14 protein-coding genes and 1 tRNA gene are annotated in these 16,835 nt (G+C 53.3%); 1 reads left to right on the forward strand and 14 read right to left on the reverse strand.

Annotated features, from left to right (window positions below):
* Both B145_RS0117470 and B145_RS0117475 read right to left on the reverse strand, forming a co-directional pair.
* The coding region (locus tag B145_RS0117470; protein WP_018609055.1) for an NAD-dependent malic enzyme at positions 1-1,652 on the reverse strand (1,652 nt) is incomplete at its 3' end.
* Positions 1,653-1,895: 243 nt separating this feature from the next.
* Positions 1,896-3,221, reverse strand: a complete 1,326-nt coding sequence (locus B145_RS0117475; protein ID WP_026259259.1) for a 2-hydroxycarboxylate transporter family protein — start codon at positions 3,219-3,221, stop codon at positions 1,896-1,898.
* 764 nt (positions 3,222-3,985) lie between these two features.
* Here B145_RS0117475 and B145_RS26115 point away from each other — a divergent pair.
* Positions 3,986-5,149, forward strand: coding sequence for an extracellular catalytic domain type 2 short-chain-length polyhydroxyalkanoate depolymerase (locus tag B145_RS26115; RefSeq protein ID WP_018609057.1), 1,164 nt, complete (start codon positions 3,986-3,988; stop codon positions 5,147-5,149).
* Between the two features lie 65 nt (positions 5,150-5,214).
* Here B145_RS26115 and B145_RS0117485 read toward each other — a convergent pair.
* The 12 genes from B145_RS0117485 to B145_RS27670 form a co-directional block, all read right to left on the reverse strand.
* Positions 5,215-5,291, reverse strand: a tRNA-Asp gene (locus tag B145_RS0117485).
* Between the two features lie 95 nt (positions 5,292-5,386).
* On the reverse strand, positions 5,387-6,175 hold the full coding sequence (locus tag B145_RS27665) for a tetratricopeptide repeat protein (RefSeq protein WP_018609058.1): 789 nt from the start codon (positions 6,173-6,175) through the stop codon (positions 5,387-5,389).
* The gene (gene mshL, locus B145_RS26125) at positions 6,172-7,956 is read right to left on the reverse strand and encodes a pilus (MSHA type) biogenesis protein MshL (RefSeq protein ID WP_018609059.1); all 1,785 of its coding nucleotides are present in this window, start codon (positions 7,954-7,956) and stop codon (positions 6,172-6,174) included. Before mshL ends, B145_RS27665 begins: the two co-directional genes overlap by 4 nt.
* Complete coding sequence (locus tag B145_RS26130; protein WP_018609060.1) at positions 7,956-8,345, reverse strand: hypothetical protein; 390 nt, start codon at positions 8,343-8,345, stop codon at positions 7,956-7,958. The genes mshL and B145_RS26130 overlap by 1 nt, the downstream gene beginning before the upstream one ends.
* Positions 8,330-8,995 carry a hypothetical protein gene (locus tag B145_RS0117505; RefSeq protein WP_018609061.1) on the reverse strand — a complete coding sequence of 222 codons (666 nt, stop codon included), beginning with the start codon at positions 8,993-8,995 and terminating at the stop codon, positions 8,330-8,332. Before B145_RS0117505 ends, B145_RS26130 begins: the two co-directional genes overlap by 16 nt.
* Positions 8,996-8,999: 4 nt before the next feature.
* Complete coding sequence (locus B145_RS0117510; RefSeq protein ID WP_018609062.1) at positions 9,000-9,635, reverse strand: PilN domain-containing protein; 636 nt, start codon at positions 9,633-9,635, stop codon at positions 9,000-9,002.
* Complete coding sequence (locus B145_RS26135) at positions 9,632-10,570, reverse strand: type IV pilus biogenesis protein PilM (RefSeq protein ID WP_018609063.1); 939 nt, start codon at positions 10,568-10,570, stop codon at positions 9,632-9,634. The genes B145_RS0117510 and B145_RS26135 overlap by 4 nt, the downstream gene beginning before the upstream one ends.
* A gap of 65 nt (positions 10,571-10,635) precedes the next feature.
* A complete protein-coding gene (locus B145_RS0117520; protein WP_018609064.1) occupies positions 10,636-14,439 on the reverse strand; it encodes a DUF6701 domain-containing protein in 3,804 nt (1,267 codons plus the stop codon).
* Positions 14,439-14,897 carry a pilus assembly PilX family protein gene (locus B145_RS0117525; RefSeq protein WP_018609065.1) on the reverse strand — a complete coding sequence of 153 codons (459 nt, stop codon included), beginning with the start codon at positions 14,895-14,897 and terminating at the stop codon, positions 14,439-14,441. The genes B145_RS0117520 and B145_RS0117525 overlap by 1 nt, the downstream gene beginning before the upstream one ends.
* Positions 14,887-15,750 carry a prepilin-type N-terminal cleavage/methylation domain-containing protein gene (locus B145_RS0117530; protein ID WP_018609066.1) on the reverse strand — a complete coding sequence of 288 codons (864 nt, stop codon included), beginning with the start codon at positions 15,748-15,750 and terminating at the stop codon, positions 14,887-14,889. The genes B145_RS0117525 and B145_RS0117530 overlap by 11 nt, the downstream gene beginning before the upstream one ends.
* Positions 15,731-16,294: a prepilin-type N-terminal cleavage/methylation domain-containing protein gene (locus B145_RS0117535; protein ID WP_018609067.1), complete on the reverse strand. Its 564-nt coding sequence runs from the start codon at positions 16,292-16,294 to the stop codon at positions 15,731-15,733. Before B145_RS0117535 ends, B145_RS0117530 begins: the two co-directional genes overlap by 20 nt.
* Entirely contained in the window at positions 16,284-16,805 is a 522-nt protein-coding gene (locus tag B145_RS27670) for a prepilin-type N-terminal cleavage/methylation domain-containing protein (RefSeq protein ID WP_083917800.1), read from the reverse strand. The genes B145_RS0117535 and B145_RS27670 overlap by 11 nt, the downstream gene beginning before the upstream one ends.
* Between the last annotated feature and the right edge of the window lie 30 nt (positions 16,806-16,835).

Raw genomic sequence — 16,835 nt, forward strand, 5'->3', positions numbered from 1 at the left:
TCGATCTGTGCATCGGTATAAGCCTCGGTCAGCCCTTCAGCACGGGCCTGCTTGGCCACGGCCACGGCGATGTTGGCCGAGACCTTGCGCATGTCGTTCAAGGGCGGCAGCAGCTTGCCTTGCGGGTCGTCCTTGGCGGGTGACATGGCCGCCAGTGCGCGCGCTGCGGCGAGGAACATGCCGTCGGTGACGCGACGGGCCTTGACCGCCAGCGCAGCCAGACCGACTCCGGGGAAGATGTAGGAGTTGTTGGTCTGGGCGAAGTGGTGGGTCTTGCCTTCGTAGTCGATGGAGGCAAAGGGGCTGCCAGTGCCGATGATGGCGCGTCCTTCGGTCCAACGCACGATGTTGGCCGGTTGGGCTTCGACGCAGGAGGTGGGGTTGGAGAGCGGGAAGACGATCGGGCGGGCGACATGGCGGGCCATTTCGCGGATGATCTCTTCGCTGAAGGAGTCGGCCTGACCAGAAACGCCAACCAGTACGGTGGGTTTGGCGTTACGGGCCACGTCGAGCAGCATGGCCTTGTCGGCGCTGTCGAGCTTCCAGCTCTTGAGCAGGGCGCTGTCCTGGGTGTAGGCCTTCTGGAAGGCTTCCAGGTTCGGGGTCTGTTCGGTCACCAGGCCATGACGGCCAACGATGTAGAAGCGCTTGCGGGCTTCTTCTTCGCTCAGGCCAGCTTCAACCATGGCGTGCTTGATCAGATCAGCAATGCCGATGCCGGCTGAACCACCGCCGAGGATGGCGATGCGTTGTTCGGTCAGCGCTACACCCGTGATCTGGATGGCGGACAACAAGGTGCCGGTCGCAACCGAAGCGGTGCCCTGGATGTCGTCATTGAAGGTGCACAGGCGGTCGCGGTAACGGTCCAACAGACGGTTGGCGTTGTTCTTGTGGAAGTCTTCCCACTGCAGCAGCACTTTCGGCCAGCGTTTGTGGACGGCGGCCACGAAGGCTTCGATGAAGTCATCGTATTCCTGACCACGCACGCGTTCATGGCGCCAGCCAATGTAGCGCGGGTCAGCCAGACGTTCTTCGTTGTTGGTGCCCACATCCAGCGTGATCGGCAGCGTGGTCGACGGATCAATACCGCCGCAGCCCGAGTAGATCGCAAGCTTGCCGATGGGAATGCCCATACCGCCCACCCCTTGGTCCCCCAGACCGAGGATACGTTCACCATCGGTGACGACGATACACTCGACGTTGTCAAAACGCGGGTTGGCCAGAATCTGATCCAGACGATCCTTGTTCGGCAGGCTCAGGAACAGCCCACGCGGACGACGGTAGATGTGGCTGAACTGCTGGCAGCCTGCGCCCACGGTGGGGGTGTAGATGATTGGCAGCAGCTCTTCCAGATGTTCGGTGATCAGTGCGAAGTAGAGTGTCTCGCAGGTGTCTTGCAGATCCCGCAGGAAGACATAGCGGTCCAGATCACTCGGCAGGGCCCGCACGCATTCCAGACGGCGCTGTACCTGGTCTTCCAGGCTTTCAATGTGGTCCGGCAGCAGCCCATGCAGGTGGAACGCGTCACGCTCTTCGAGTGTGAAGGCGGTGCTTTTGTTCAGCAGCGGGTTTTCGAGGATGTGTTGCCCGCAGCAATCCGATTCAATGACAAGGGGATTAAAGTCAGTGGATGTCAGTGCACGATCATTCATTTTTTTACCTCAGCTTTTCGTCTTTCAGCCACCTTCAGCTCTATAGATTTGGCATGAAGACAATGGCTGTTGCGTTACAAAAAAAGAGGCGGCTCTATAATTTTTTCAAGTTTTGGAGGCAAAGCCTCCCCCTATCAGTCCCTCAGCCGCCTGGAGAAACTGCATCGGTCATACGCTGGGCGATACCGGTGCGCTACGGGAAAAGCCCGTATTGTAGCGACCGGCAACGCCCAGATTGCCTACTTAGTGAAAAGCTTTGAGCAGGAAGATTGCAAGCACTACCATGAGTGCGCCGCCAATCCGCGTGGAGATTTGTGCGAAAGGCATCAATCCCATGCGATTACAGGCAGAAAGAATTGCCACATCTCCCGTGCCACCCAGACCGCTATGGCATGCAGTGACCACGGCAGATTCGACTTGGTACATCTTGAGGAACTTGCCCACAAACCAGCCGGAAGCCACCATCGACACCACCGTAACGGTACAGATGCAGAAGTAGGCAAAGGTAAAAGCCTTGATCAGGTCATTCCAAGGCACATACAACACACCCAGGCCAACCAACAGAGGGAAGGTCAGGTTGGTCGTCATGAACTTGTACATCTGATGCGCACCCGTTTCCATGCGCACAGGCATCACCTTGGAAACCTTGAGCAGCGCGGCAGACAAGATCATCAGGATCGGGCCGGGAATGCCCGTGAATGGTGCCAGGAAAGAACCCAGGATGAACATGGAGCATGCCAACAGCAAACCAGCGCCCATCAGGGAAAGATCCAGAGGCTTTTCTGTGTTCTGCTCCTTAAGCAGTTCGTTGTCATTACCCGAACGAACCAGCAGGCCTTGACCAGAGAATTGCGGCTTGGTCTCACCAATACGGCGGAGGATACCCGCAGAAACAATGGCCACCACGTTACCGATCAATGCCGCTGGAATCAGTGTGGCAATCATCGCGGGCTGGGCAGAGGAGAGAATCTCGGAATACCCCATTGAAAGCGGCAGGATGCCTTCGCCAATCCCACCTGCAAGAATCGGAACAATGATATAGAAGAAGGTGTACTTCGGCTCATAACCAAACAACATCGCAACACCAACCCCTGCCACCACCGCAGCAATGGTGCCGACCGCCAATGGTATGAACATGCGCAGAAAGCCTTGAACCAGTACGCGCCGATTCATCCCCAGCATACTACCGGTCACCAGACAAGCGATATAGAGATACAAGAAGTTGGAAGTCTTCATGACTGCGGTGATGGATTTGACCATCTCCGGATTCAGCACTTGATAACCCAACATGGCCGATGGCACGAACAAACACAGAATGGCTGAACCACCAATGCTCTTCAAAACAGGAATCCGTGCGCCCAGTTCCCCCAAAAGAAAACCAAACACCATGATGCACGCAAAACCACCAATCATATCTGCGGGCAGTTTCTTGACCAAAGCAGCGCCAATAACCACTGCTGCAATAGCAACATATAGCGGCAGGGGCAAGGGCCCTACTTTATAGCTACCGATTTTGCTGAGCAAACCACCACTTGGTGCTTCACTTCCCATGACTGCTGTGTTGTCCATGTACATCTCCTCTTGACTGCTGTCTCGTTCGACCCGGTTGCATTCAACGCAAACCGAATCATCTCCTTTGAGGGACTTGGCGCCTTGCGGATTGCCAGAATCCCGATGCTGCATGTGCCCACTTGAGTCATCCGTTTCCGGCCCTCTTGGGAACTAGTATTTCTGCTTGTTATTGAGCATGAGGCGTGCCAGCTAATAAACTTTTCTAATGCAATGATTTATTTGACTTTTTATCTAGCCGTGCAAAGTTGAGATTCGATTTTCCGAATAGGGGCTTTGAAACCCGTTCGGAAATCCGAACGAAAAAACGGCAAAACAAGAAAAAAACACAGAATTCCAATCAAAACAATAGGTTCGATCAACGAACCAAACAGTTTATGAGCTTGCTGAGAGTAAAACAGGATAGAAGTTGGCCAAGTTAGCAAAACATTCACCAATGTGACTTGAGATGCTTCACCTTCATACGCGGCATTGAGCGAGCATCTGCATCGGGGCTTTACCCATGTGGGCAAATCCCACTCTCAACCAGCCAGAGGGCATAGGTCTTTTTGGCTATGCATCCTGCAATGACATGAGACTTGGCTTTGATATTGCACACGGAATGCAAGTACGGGCATGCAGCAATAATCCACTTTGTTTTGACTGGACAGCGCTTCATCCGCTGACAATCTGCTCCGCTTAGGCTTGGAATCATCGTTTTCACGTACCACACTGCACCGTAGATTACAAAGTGAAATCTCAAAACTGCTAATTTGGAGCTTCAAATGTCAAATTTTCGTTCCTCTCACATTGCAGCTGTATACCTTGCTTTTGGCTTGGCGATGCCTGCGGTAGTGCTGGCAGACAATGTACAAAAGCTTCCGTCATTCAACGTGGATATCAGCCAGACCTCTGTTTCAGGACTTTCTTCAGGGGCCTTTATGAGCGTACAACTAGGGTTTGCCCACTCATCCATCATCAAAGGCGTAGGCGTGGTGGCTGGTGGCCCCTATTACTGCGCTCAAGACAATGTAAGTAAGGCCACGCAAATCTGCACTTGCACAGCACTGCTGTCCTCAATGTGCAAAAACACCCCTGGAGCAACAGATATAAACACCTTGAACGCAAAGGTTGCTCAATTTTCCCAAAGCAAAGCCATTGACGACCCTGCCAACGTGCGCCAGCAACGGATATATCTGTATGGAGGTGCCAAGGATGTAATCGTTCCACCACCGGTTTTTGATGATCTGCAAAAGTTCTACGGTAACTTTGCAGACCCTGCCAACATTCAGGTTGCGGGCAGCCCGGACGCCAACCACACCATGCCCACCCCAGGCTATGGCAATGAATGCTCAAAGCTTGGCAATCCCTTTATCAGTAAATGCGATTCAGATACCGCTGGCGACATCCTTAATTGGATTTACGGTTCCCTGCAACCGGCACAAACAGGCACGCTCAAAGGGCGCCTTCTGCAATTCAACCAACGGGAATTCTCGCCCAATATGTACATGGGGGGAATGGATAGTACCGCATGGCTGTACGTTCCTGCCCCTTGTGACACGGGAGAAAAATGCAAAATACATGTCGTGCTACATGGTTGCAACCAAGGGCAAAGCTACATCCCAACCAACGGTAGCGGTGAAAACGGTGGCCTGTATTATGGATTACAGTATGTGAAGGATACGGGATACAACGCTTGGGCTGACACCAACAATATTATTGTGCTGTACCCTCAAGCGGTGGTCACCGCTACCAATCCGCAAGGTTGCTGGGATTGGTGGGGCTATGCTGATCCGAACTATGCAACCAAGAGCGGCGGACAGATCAAGGCCATTCGTGCAATGATTGACCGGATTGCCGCAGGCAACAAGTCAAACTCTGGCAAAAACAAATCCACCAAGACGAGCTCGGCATGCAAACTCGATAAAGCCCTCTGCCCCGCAAGTTGAAATAGAGATCACAAAAGGCGTGTCAACGAAAAAAGCCGTTGAATGCTCAACGGCTTTTTTTGATTTGGCGGAGTGGACGGGACTCGAACCCGCGACCCCCGGCGTGACAGGCCGGTATTCTAACCAACTGAACTACCACTCCTCGACCTAAGCAAAGCTTAGGTCAGAAACCCTTTGCCGATTGATTTTTCTCTCAATCAAACAGAAACCGCATTATAGACACTATTCTCACAATACTCAAGGGGTAACTTCATCGTCTGACGTATCTTGTGCATCGTGGCGCAGCGCCGCCTGCATCAGACGTGCCTGTTCCTTGCTCACCTGGCCGCTGGTCAGAGCAGCTTCAGCACTCCCCCGTGCGCCAAGTCTGTCTCCCAAGGCCCGCCGTGAAACCCATTGAGCATAAAGCCAGGCACCATTCCCAGGAGAGGTCACCAAAGCCTGTTCCAACAATCCGTTTGCCCGCTCATGCTGCCCAGCCTGCTGGCACAAACCCGCCATGAATGCCAAGTATTCGCCATCTGTTTCCTTGGCATAGGGCCGACTATTTTCAAGTGTATCCAGCGCATCGACTACCGCTCCACGCTCGGCCTGCAGCAAGGCCAGGGCCCGGGCGATATCAAGGCTCTGGGGTGAAAGATCCTGGCCCTGCTTAAGCAAGGCCTCAGCATCTGACTTGAACCCTGCATCCAGCAAAAGTTGTACGAGCAGGCGACGCGCATCCAAATGGGCAGGGTCAAGTCGCAGCTGCGTTCGCAACAAGGCACGCGCCTCTGCAACACGGCCAAGCTTGAGCATACGCAAGGCCTGCTCAAAAGGGGAGTAACTGGTGACATCCTCAACCACGGGGTGTTTGGAAGCCAGCGGTGACTTAAGCCCATGCTTCACGCGATGTATTTTTTTTGCCTTAGGCACCGCAGGCTTAAGCGGAGCACAGGCGGGTGCAGCAAGTTTCTCTTCGGCCTGAACAATATGCGGCAATGCCATTAGCATCACCAGTGGCAGCAGGAGTTCAATACGCTTCATTGCTGTGCCTTCTTGTTGCTCTTGCGATCTGGATCGCTGAAGTAATTGATATTGTCTGTATCCAGCAAGCGCTTGACTCGACGCTCGCTATTGCTGATGTCATCGGCCCAGTCAACCGACGACTGGATCACGGTGGGTTTGAGCAATATCACCAATTCACGCCGCTCTACCTCATGCGACTTCTGCTTGAACAGGTTCCCCACGATAGGCAAGGCACCAATCCCCGGCACCTGATCGTCGGTATTGTTGGTGCTTTGCTTGATCAATCCGCCCAAAGCAATCATTTGCCCGTCCTGTGCACGCACCACACTATCCATCTCGCTCACCGCGCTTGATGCCAGCGGTATAACAAAGGTACCGATCGTGCTCCCAAGATTGATTGTTTGGCTTACGGTTGTCACCTTGCTCACCATGGGGTGGATATGCAATGTGATCAGATTGTCGTCATCAATCTGCGGGGTTACATCCAGCGCAATCCCTGAGAAAAATGGCTGAAAGGTAATTTTAGGCGTTACGGTCTGGCCAGTACCACTCGAATTGCTTGTGGCATTGGTGCTGATCTCGGTAACGAAAAAATCATCGGTCCCGACTTTTAACACAGCCTTCTGGTTGTTCAGCGTTGCCACACGCGGGCTCGACAACACGTGGACCTTGCCTTGTTCTTCAAGCAGATTCAGCATCGTGCTGAAATTACCTGTTTTAAACACCAAACCAAACATGCTGTTTACTGCATTGCTGGCATTGGCCAAAGTCTGCCCTGCTGTGCCTGAAATAGGCGTGCTGGTAACCCCGGTAGTCGTGGTAATACCTGAGGATTTGCTTGCGCCTGCACCTATATTCAATTGCCCGACGGAAAGTTTGCTGTTGAAAAGCCCCCAGTTAATCCCCGCCTGAAAATTGTTGCTCAGCGTCACCTCTATGATTTTCGCTTCAATAACAACCTGTCGCTCAAGCGATACCTGTGAAGCATGCAAAAACGCTTCAATCTGGCTCAATTCACTGGGCAACCCGCGCACCACCATCACCCCGCTTTGCGGACTGATCACCACGCTGCGCCCTTCCCTGCCCCCAAGAATTGCAGTGATGGCCGCAGAGAGTTCACTCCAAAAGTCACTTTGCTCGGTCGTGCTGATCTTGCTCATCACAAACGAGGTGTTACCAGAACTGGACGATCCAGAACTCGAATTCGATGAGGAATTGCTCGAACCGGAGTTTGAATTCGAATTTGAGGAGGTATTATCCGACACCGATCCAGATATCACCCGGATATCCGATCCCCCTTTGCGCACGGCGTTCAGGTAATTTACCTTCATGATCCGTGTCTGCATATTCTGGGACTGGATAAAGATCCGGCTACCCTCAATGCGGTATTCATAACCGTAGAGTTGGCGAAGTGCAGAAAGCGCTTCTGGCACAGTGACCGCCTTGAGATTGACGGTAATCTCACCACTCAGGTCATTGGGCAACAGCATGGAATAACGCGTATCGGCCACCATGCTCAAAAGCACATCACGTGCAGAGGCACGATTGACAACCAGATCAAACCGTGGCTCAAGCGTCTCAGCCACAACAGGTGGCATATCCAAACGCATGGAAGGATAAAGCGCCCGCGAGGCATCCTGACCATCGGCCTGCACATTCAAAGCTTCGTTGCTGGCGTCGGATAGATCGCCCTTGATAGTGTCTTTCGGTTTGTCATATGCGGAAGGCACGCTTGAACAGGCAGCCAGAATCACCGCACACATCGGCAAGAGGGGCCACAGTAGAGGATTGTTTCGCATTATTTCGAGTCTCCCCGCGAGGTTTTTTCCGGTTCAACGGCCGGGGTTCGTGCCGTGTTCTGACGTGGAACCGGAAGCAATTTCAAGATAATCATGCCATTTGAGCCATAAAGCTGTGCCTGACTGGGGCCAAGGCTACGCAATTGATAGCCACGAATACTTTGGCCAATCGCCACACTCTGCCCACTGATGACTGCAGACTTGCGCTGTGGTGATAGCAAAACCGATTGCAGCACGAGAGGCGCCTCAATCGCAGCACTGCTGGCAGCAGTAGGCGCTCCCGGCAAAAAGGCAGCGGGCGGCCTGGTGGGATCATAAAATCCGCTGCTTTGCGCGAAGACGGGCGCACACAACACCGCAAAGATCCAGGCATTTAAAAACCGAGCCATGCGCGCTCCATACTCAGAGTGTTCAGCGTAAGGGTCATGGTTGACACAGGGTAGTGGTCAACTTTGAGGTTCAGGTCCGACAGATAAAATTTCCATGGCAGCATCTCTACTTTTTTCATATAGCCAGCCAGCGCAGCGTAATCGCCGCGCACCGTCACCTCTATGCTCTGGCGATAGATGCTTTTGCCATCCGCTACGGGTTTTGATGCTGCAGCATCAGCCGCCAACAAATCTTCTGCGGTGCCTGAACGGATAGAGACAAGCTCCAGCCCCTTCTGCGAATTGATCAAATCATGCAAAACCCCAGCCATCTTGTCTGATGTAGCCAGTTCCGCCTGAGCTTTGGTCAGTTCTTCGCTCATCCGCGCGTTATCTGCCTGTATCTGCTTGATAAGTGCTTTGGAGTCCCCATCTAGATCTTTGGCAGAGGCTTCTACCATTGCAACCTCTTGGTCGCTGAGCTGCTTGAACTGCAAATCGCTTTGGACTGTAGCCTCGTGCGCCTTCCGATATCGCACAATGACAGGCTGCAAAGCCACTGCATAGATAATAAGCATCAAGCATACCGTCACCCCCAGGAAAACATACAGCCTTTCGCGTGGCTTGAGCACATCAAATCGGTCGGAGAGGAAGATCCATGCTTTTTTCATCTTCTCACTCCTTGCTCTCGACTACAGGCTGAAGCTTGAACTCCAATGCCTGAGGTGGAGTGGGCCCAGACTGCGCTACGCCTTCTGCTGATACCTTGCGTCCGAGTTCAAAACTCACAAAGCGCTGCCCGGCAAAGGCCGACATCCCCTTGAGTTGTGTCAGATATGCGGGGATATCGTCTGCCTGCATCGCCATGCCTTGCAAAAGCATGCGGGGGCCGTGGAATTCGATCTGGGTCAACCAAACACCCTGGGTTGGTTTGCTGGCCAGCGCATATAAGTATGCGGCATAGCTTGGCGCTGGCTGCCCCAATAAACCACCCTGTTGCAAAGCATTTGCCATCTTTTGGAGTCGCCGTTGTTCATCTTGCTTGCCCAGCAGTTCGGCGGCAACCTTAGGGTCTTTCTGGCGCGCCGCCACCTGCTGCTCCAAGGCTTTGACCTGCGTTTCCTTGAGTGTCACGCGCTGTTTGCTTTGCTCCGCAGCGCTTTCATACGCTCCGATACGGGAGACAAACAACAAGGTCAGCAGCAGCATTGCGGCAACAATCACCAGTAATGACAAAACCATGCTTTTGAATTGAAAATCAGGTTTTGGCGGCAGCAGTGCCAGATTAACAAGGTTGATCTGCTGCTTCATGACTCACGCTCCACATCGCGCAATGCTAGGCCCAGTGCATGAAAGATGCTGGCCTGATGATCTGCATGTGCTGGCAAAGGGCAAAGACTGCAATCGAATAAAGTCTCCAAAACAATGGGTTTGACTGGAATGTAAAGATTTTCAATCAACAGACTCAAAAGTTCATCTGCATAAGCGAAGGGCGCCAACCACAGACATGACGCAGACAGCGCAGAAAACTGATGCTCCACCACATCAACGGAGCGCTGCAACTCCAGCACCAAGCGATCAAACTGGTCGCGCCGCATCGCATCCTGGCTTGCAAGTGAGGCCAAAGACAAATCAAAGGAACGGCTGAAATAGAGCGCGCCATCCCGGCTGGCCGTCAGCAGGCAGCCGTTATGGGTGATGGACAATACCAGCGTACCCCGATCAGGCACTTCAAGTAGATCCGCCAGATTGCGCTGCGCCATCTCAGGCACATCGATCACCTCAACGCTTGCGTTGTAGGCGCGAAATTGCTGCATGCGTTCAAGGATCAAATCATTAGCAGCCGCGACCACATACCCTTGCGGGCGGCGCATGCCATGCGTCTGCTCAATGGGCGGAGCAACGTCCAAAGTCACCTTGTCCATGGGCAGACGCAACATATCCTTGACCTGCCAGCGAATCGCCGTCTTGAGTTCCTCAGGTGGCACCATGGGGAACTCGGTCTGCAGAAACTGATACTCGGAAGATTCCAGCAACACCCACACCACCACATGGCGCAGACGAGATTGCCGGATAGCAAGATCCAGACGGCCCCCCGCCTTGGCGGTGCTGGCCGATACCTGCGCCAAACACAGAGCTGGCCGCTCCCGATACCGCCTGCTTGCCAACTGGACAGCCGCCACATAGCCTGGCGAACTCGCCAACACCAGCGGCGTCTGCTCTGTTTTCCGACCAAAACCGAACATATCCTGCCCTATGTATTTGTTATACCTTGAATCCTGACACACTACCGCCGATGGAAGCGATAAAGCTAGTAAACTTCCCGGAAGTAAATCATTTTGTCGTTACTTTTGGCGCCAAAACGGATTCTTGCGCGGGGATTGTCATCAAACAAATCCCCGTCTCCTGGAACCGTGCAACTGGTATTGTTGGCATCTATCGTCTGGTCAATACCATCCCAATTGTATTTGAGGTAGTTTGGCACGGCCAAAGCCATATCCAGATACCCTGCCATCCCCGCAGGCCTACTCAACACCAGACCCGCGTTGCCTGAAATCAGCGTGGCCTTGCCCGAAGTGGTTCCATTCATCGTTGCGCTGATCCCCGTCAGGGAACCATACAAACCGATGCCCCCGCTACACATAACTGCAGCCTTGCTTGTGCTGGACATGGCGACTGCGGCGGGTACCGTTATCTGCGTGCAGGCGTCATTTGCGTTCGTAACAAAGCCTCTGCCGTTGTAATACTGCACGTAGGCGGGCACAGGCAATGTCAATGTAGGGGAACCATTTGCATTCCCCAGGAATATCCGACCGTAAAACAGTTGAGTTGTTCCAATCAAAGCACCATCCTGCGTTGAATTCATCCCATAAGAATAGTTGAGGCTCAAGATCTTTTTCCCATCGTCCAGGCCCTGGATGGTGACCCCATCAGTGTCGACAGCCTTGATCCCGAATCCTGCAGCAAAAGGACCGTCCGCCCCGGTCGTGCCAGAGGCGCGTTTGACCGACAGGGATGCATTGATCGCCGCAGCCCCGCTGCTCCAACCCCCGCATGCCCCCCCCGTTCCGCTGCAAGAGACCGCCACACGACTATTCAGGTTTGTTGATGGGGAACTGTTGGTGTCCTGCGCTCCGAACAGGAGCCCGGTCGTCGCAGCGCTGCTAGCCGGCGGCACTAAGCTGAGGAATGCAAAGCTGTCGTGATAGTTACTTACCACACTCGCCGAGTTGAGCGCATAAACAGCTTTCAGAGTAAATTTCTCCGTCAAAGGCTCACCCAGATAGGTAAATGAACTGGAGTTGATACAACTGGTTAGATCAGCACGATTGGTCAGCATATTGCCGCTTACAATAAACGCCGCCGGATAAAAACGCCCGAAATTATTCGACCCGCTGACCGTCTGAGCGAAGTATGTTCCCGTAGCGGTCATTGAGAACACCCCCACATCAGACACCGTCTGGTTGGTGATTTTGGTCAGCGCCTTGCTGTAGCTTATCGTGCTCGAACTAGTATTAGCGGAGTTGATGTCAATGGAAGTAGTCCCCAAAACGCCATCAACGAACCCGGCATTCTGTACAGCAAAGGGACTTGTGAGCTTGATACCACTCAGCACGAAATTCGGTGTCAGCGGCATCTTGTAGCTACCGAATCTATCCTTTTCGCATATATTTGCCGCACCACTCACGTACGCGCGTGCAGACACCTGCATATGAAACTGCTGCCCCGCCTGACGGTATTTGCTGCATTTACTCAGCGTTGCCACATCCGTGCCGGAACAAACAGCCCAATCCGAATCATCGCTATCCACACACAAACCATAAGGAATAACCGGGAAAGTGCTCGTGCCCGTCATGGACAGGCCTGCATCACTGGTCGAGCTGCTACCCGCGTACTTTGAGTTCAGTGATATCTGCCCTGCATCCATGTAATTCAGCGTTACGGTAGCTTGACCATTGGCATCAAAATACAGGGGAACCGTTGAGGGAGAGGCTGAGCTGGTGGACAGGGCTGTCGTACTCGTGACTGCGCCAGAGCTGCCAATCGCATTCAATGTAAGTGGCATGGTCCCCGTTGCCGGATTGACATAGCCAGACCAGAAACCGACATTGCGCGTCACTCCGCCAAAAGCAGGAACGCAAGTTTGGGAAGCGCCTGTACTATCTTTGCCCAACGCCGCAATTGTAATAGAGCCGGACGTGACGCCTGATGTCTGCGTTGGTACTGAATACACAAGCCCTGCATCGCTGAACACCACGCTACAGTTGCTGGCCGACAAGGCACCACCATTTACCGAACAAAGTGCCGGATTCTGCGTAAACGCCTTGATCGCGGGGGTGGAACTATTCGCCACCACTCCCACCGTATAAGTTCCGGCCGTTGTCTCAGCGAGTTGAAATGATGCACCACTACCGGCAAAGGTTTTTGTATCGCCCCCAACCCACCCTCCCGTTGGCAGCAAGGTGACATTGGCATTCCCGCTATATGTGCTGCTACAGGCAGCGTCAAGACATGCACGAACCGTGACCGTGGCTGGCGTGCAGGTAAGGCCTTTTGAATTGACCGTAAATTCATAGTGATCAATTGCAGTAATTGTACTCATCGATTGAGCGCAAACCTGCAAATTGTCGATTTCGTGGGTATTGGTTGAAGCGCCGGTCGACCCCGTCAAGGACAGAATGAAATTATTGGGAATCGATGCCTGACCACTTGCTGCCGCCACATTGAAGGAGTTGATCAAGGTTGTGTAGCTGTTGCCCGTTCCCGTGGTATCCCGCTCAACACTCACCAGTGCTTGCCCTGAAACCCGTGAATCAACCGTCACCCGATACATGTGCCCAGTGGTATTGCTCACAGAAGTCCCCAAGGTCCCCGTACCCTTGAGCCAATAATAATTACTTGCCGAGCCACGGATACTGACGGATTGCGGCACGGCAGACGTAGCACAAGGACTGACACCCGGTGCGCAGGCACCGCTATCGTTCTTATTTGAGAAGTTACCAAACTCGTCCAAACCAAGGCCAAGCCAACCGCCTGCAAAACCACCTACGTTATTAGCCGCCTTGGGTGCATAACCCAGTGAGCCCCCAAATCCACCAGGTTGAGGGGTAACACTGGCATCAGAGAGAATCACCGCAATACCATCAGCCCCGGTACCCCCATAACCATAATAATTAAATGACAACTGCACATAATTGCTTGAACCGGGCAGCAAGCGCTGAAAGCTGACCGCTGTTGACTCGTTTGTCCCCGTATCGGTCAAACGCAAGCGGTTATTCACGATGGAAGGTGTAAATGAACCATTCAAAACAGCAGACGCCCAATCGCTGCCCAAACCTGTTGTACGGTTAAAACTGTCGCTCACACAAGTCAACGACAGGCTACTAGGAGAAATGATCAAAGTGCTGCCAATATTCCCCGCACTTGCATACATCCATGCAGTTTGCTGATCGCCACTGGAGGCACTGGGCAAAAGATAATAGCTGCCATCCAAGGCCAAACCACGGCTGGCGTCATTGCTCCAGAAATAGACGCCGGTCGTTGCGCTATTTTCCAGATTAGGATTAATCCAGGTTCCGCCGTTGCTTGAGGCGAAAAATGCCATCCGCAAACTCCCCGCCGCATAGGTAGGAGGTTGGGATTGCACATTTGGCGCGTTGATTGTATTGCCGCCGCTGGCCTGGAAACTTCCTGCACAATTGGTCGTGGCCGCGCTGCCACAATCGGCAACGGCAGCACCACGCACAGCATAGATCGTGGCAGAAGCATACCGGTTATTGTTGCCAGACATGGTCCATGTATAACTTGAGGCTGGCGAGGCAGATAGGTTGAGATAATAGATGCGCTGCTGCACACCGTTCTGACTCGTACTGGCACTCGAAACCAGTGTCCACCCTGTTGGTGCCGTGATTGTGGCTGAAGACAAGGCCACCACCTGGGCAATCAACAAATCCCCACTCAAAGCGACAGAAGGCGTGCTTGTCGAGAGACTACCGTTGCCATATATGTAATTCGCAGTCGTTCCAGATGTATACACGCTGATGGCTGCCTGCGCAGACAGCGCACACAGCAGGCAACTCAATGCAACGAGAAATTTCCTGGCCCAATAGATCATCAGTATTCAGTCAGCACTACAAGTTGGCGTTCAATGTAATCCGTGCTTTGTAACTCTGTCGTATTCGTAGAAGGACACTGTGTACCTGAAGTTGTACAGGCTGTCGCGGTAATTTGCCATACGTTATGATCTGCCCCATCGTTAAAAGCTGTGGCAGAACAAACCCAGGTCACCTTGAAGCCATTCAGGCCGGGGATATTCGCCATCGTTGCGCCTGGGCAATTACCATTCTGGTGCACTGCAAACAAGCCTGCTTCAACGCCAACGCGTGCCGCCTGATAAGCGCGTGCGCCCTGGATGTCCTGTGCACTGGTCGTGCTGCCCGCCACCGACACTTGCACAATGAATGCTGCCAAGGCAGCCATGATCACCAGCAGAAAAATTGCACTCGCCAGCACAAAGCCTCGCTGTGCCTCGCGCCTGCCAGACGGATGAGGATGAGCAGAATTACGGTGCATTGTTGATCTGCATTTCATGAGTCAACACCACTTTCTCACCCTTACGTTGCACCCCAAGCGTCATACTCAACATGCCATATTGATCAACCACAGCCTGTGCGTAATCAATATCGCACTGGAACACATTGGTCGCCAATACATTGCTGACTGCGCCAGAAAGTGATGCGGGTGCAGTCGGCTGTGTCGCTTGCTTGGCATAGCCGCTAACCCGCACCAGCGTGCCTGTACCATCCTGACCATTGCTTGTCGCACTGCACACATAGCTGACCGGCCCTCCAATCACCTGGAAGCGGTTGCCCGGAGATGGATATGGAAACTGCTTGCTGGGTGTAAAGCTAACGGTGCTGCTTGTTGTATTAATTGCGGAAAACGTGGCGGTATTGTCACCAGCATAGGCGTCTGCACCGGGGATACCCAGATTGTAGACTACGACTTCTGCCGCAGTAACCGCCCCGGTTCCCCATCCAGGCAGCGGGCCGATATAATCAAAACTGCCGACCGCATTCGTAAAATCCAGCACTGTACACTTTACACCAGCCACCGTTGTTCCCGGCTCAATGCAGTATCTGCCGCCAGTGACCGTAGGTAGAAATTCGATGATCGAAGTCGTACCCACCGTTGTAAATCGCACGCTATTGGGCAGTGAGCGTTGCACATCGCGCCTCATCCGGCGCAAAGCTGTATCTGCCGTATCAGCCAGAGCGGCACGCCGCGTAGTATCCATCAGCCCTTCCATCGGACGCTGGATGAACACCGCCACAATAGCGACCAGAATCCCGGTGATGGTCATCACCACCACCATCTCAATCAGGGTAAAACCTGCTGCGCGGCGCTCAGGGAGAATTTGGCGCATAACGGAACCTGTAACCCGTCAGGGTGACGGGGCTCATGCCGGGAGCATTCACCGTAACGTCAATGCGCAATGCCGCTGTGTTATCCGTCAAACCCACGCTGGTACCAGCCTGAGCAACGGCCACGCTTGCGCTATATCCCGCGAGACCACTAATCGTGACTTTATTTGGGGTAAGGATACCGGCCATGCTGAACCCGGCATAGTCTCCCACATTGTCATAAGGATCAGTTGAGTTGTATCGGTTTTCCGTCGCAGTCGTCGGCCCCAAACCCTGCACCAGGGTTGCACAACCTGCTGTACTGGCAGCGGTGGTGACGTTTGCATCATCCGGGTCGCAATAAGTAAAAGGCTTGCTTTCGATTTCCTCCAGCAAGGATTCGGCAATTGCCACCTGCTGCTTGAGCAGCATCGGGTTAGCACTGCTACGCGTGGTGAAGTTGAGTACGCTCAAAATACCGGCCAAACCAATGCTCACCACAACGATAAAAACGACCAGCTCAATCAGGGTCAGACCGGCCTGGTGACGGCATTGATCAATGCACATAGCCAGTCTCCGCCTCGATTGTAATGAGCTGGGCCGAAGATCCGCCTGTTACATTCAGGGTTTGATTCGCTGCAAAACTCGGGTGCCCAAGGGGATCAAAATTAAAGCTGATCGAAGTAATACCCACCCCGCTTGGCGCAGCATCTTGAGAGGCTACGCCATATGCCTTGCCTGTAGCAGGATTGATCAAAGCCGTATTGCAGCTGCTCACTCCAAAAGAACTGGCAAACTGGAGGGAAATATTGTTACTGGCAATTGCCACACACACCAAACGACGTTTGGCAATCGCAGATTTTTGGGCAAAACGCAGGGCTTCACGCGTTTGTTCGGCGTAGCCAAACACATCAAAATCGGACTTCTGCGCAAAGCGAGGGATAATCACAGCGGCCAGGATACTGATGACCACCAGTGTAATAACCAACTCCGGGAGCGTAAAACCTGCACCTCGATGTAGAAGGTCGCTTTTACACCGAAACGTCCGCCCCCTGAGGTACATGTAGAAAAACTCCATGGGCTGCGAAGCAGAACTCTGCAGCCCAAT

Source organism: Uliginosibacterium gangwonense DSM 18521, assembly GCF_000373965.1.
Lineage (GTDB): Bacteria > Pseudomonadota > Gammaproteobacteria > Burkholderiales > Rhodocyclaceae > Uliginosibacterium > Uliginosibacterium gangwonense.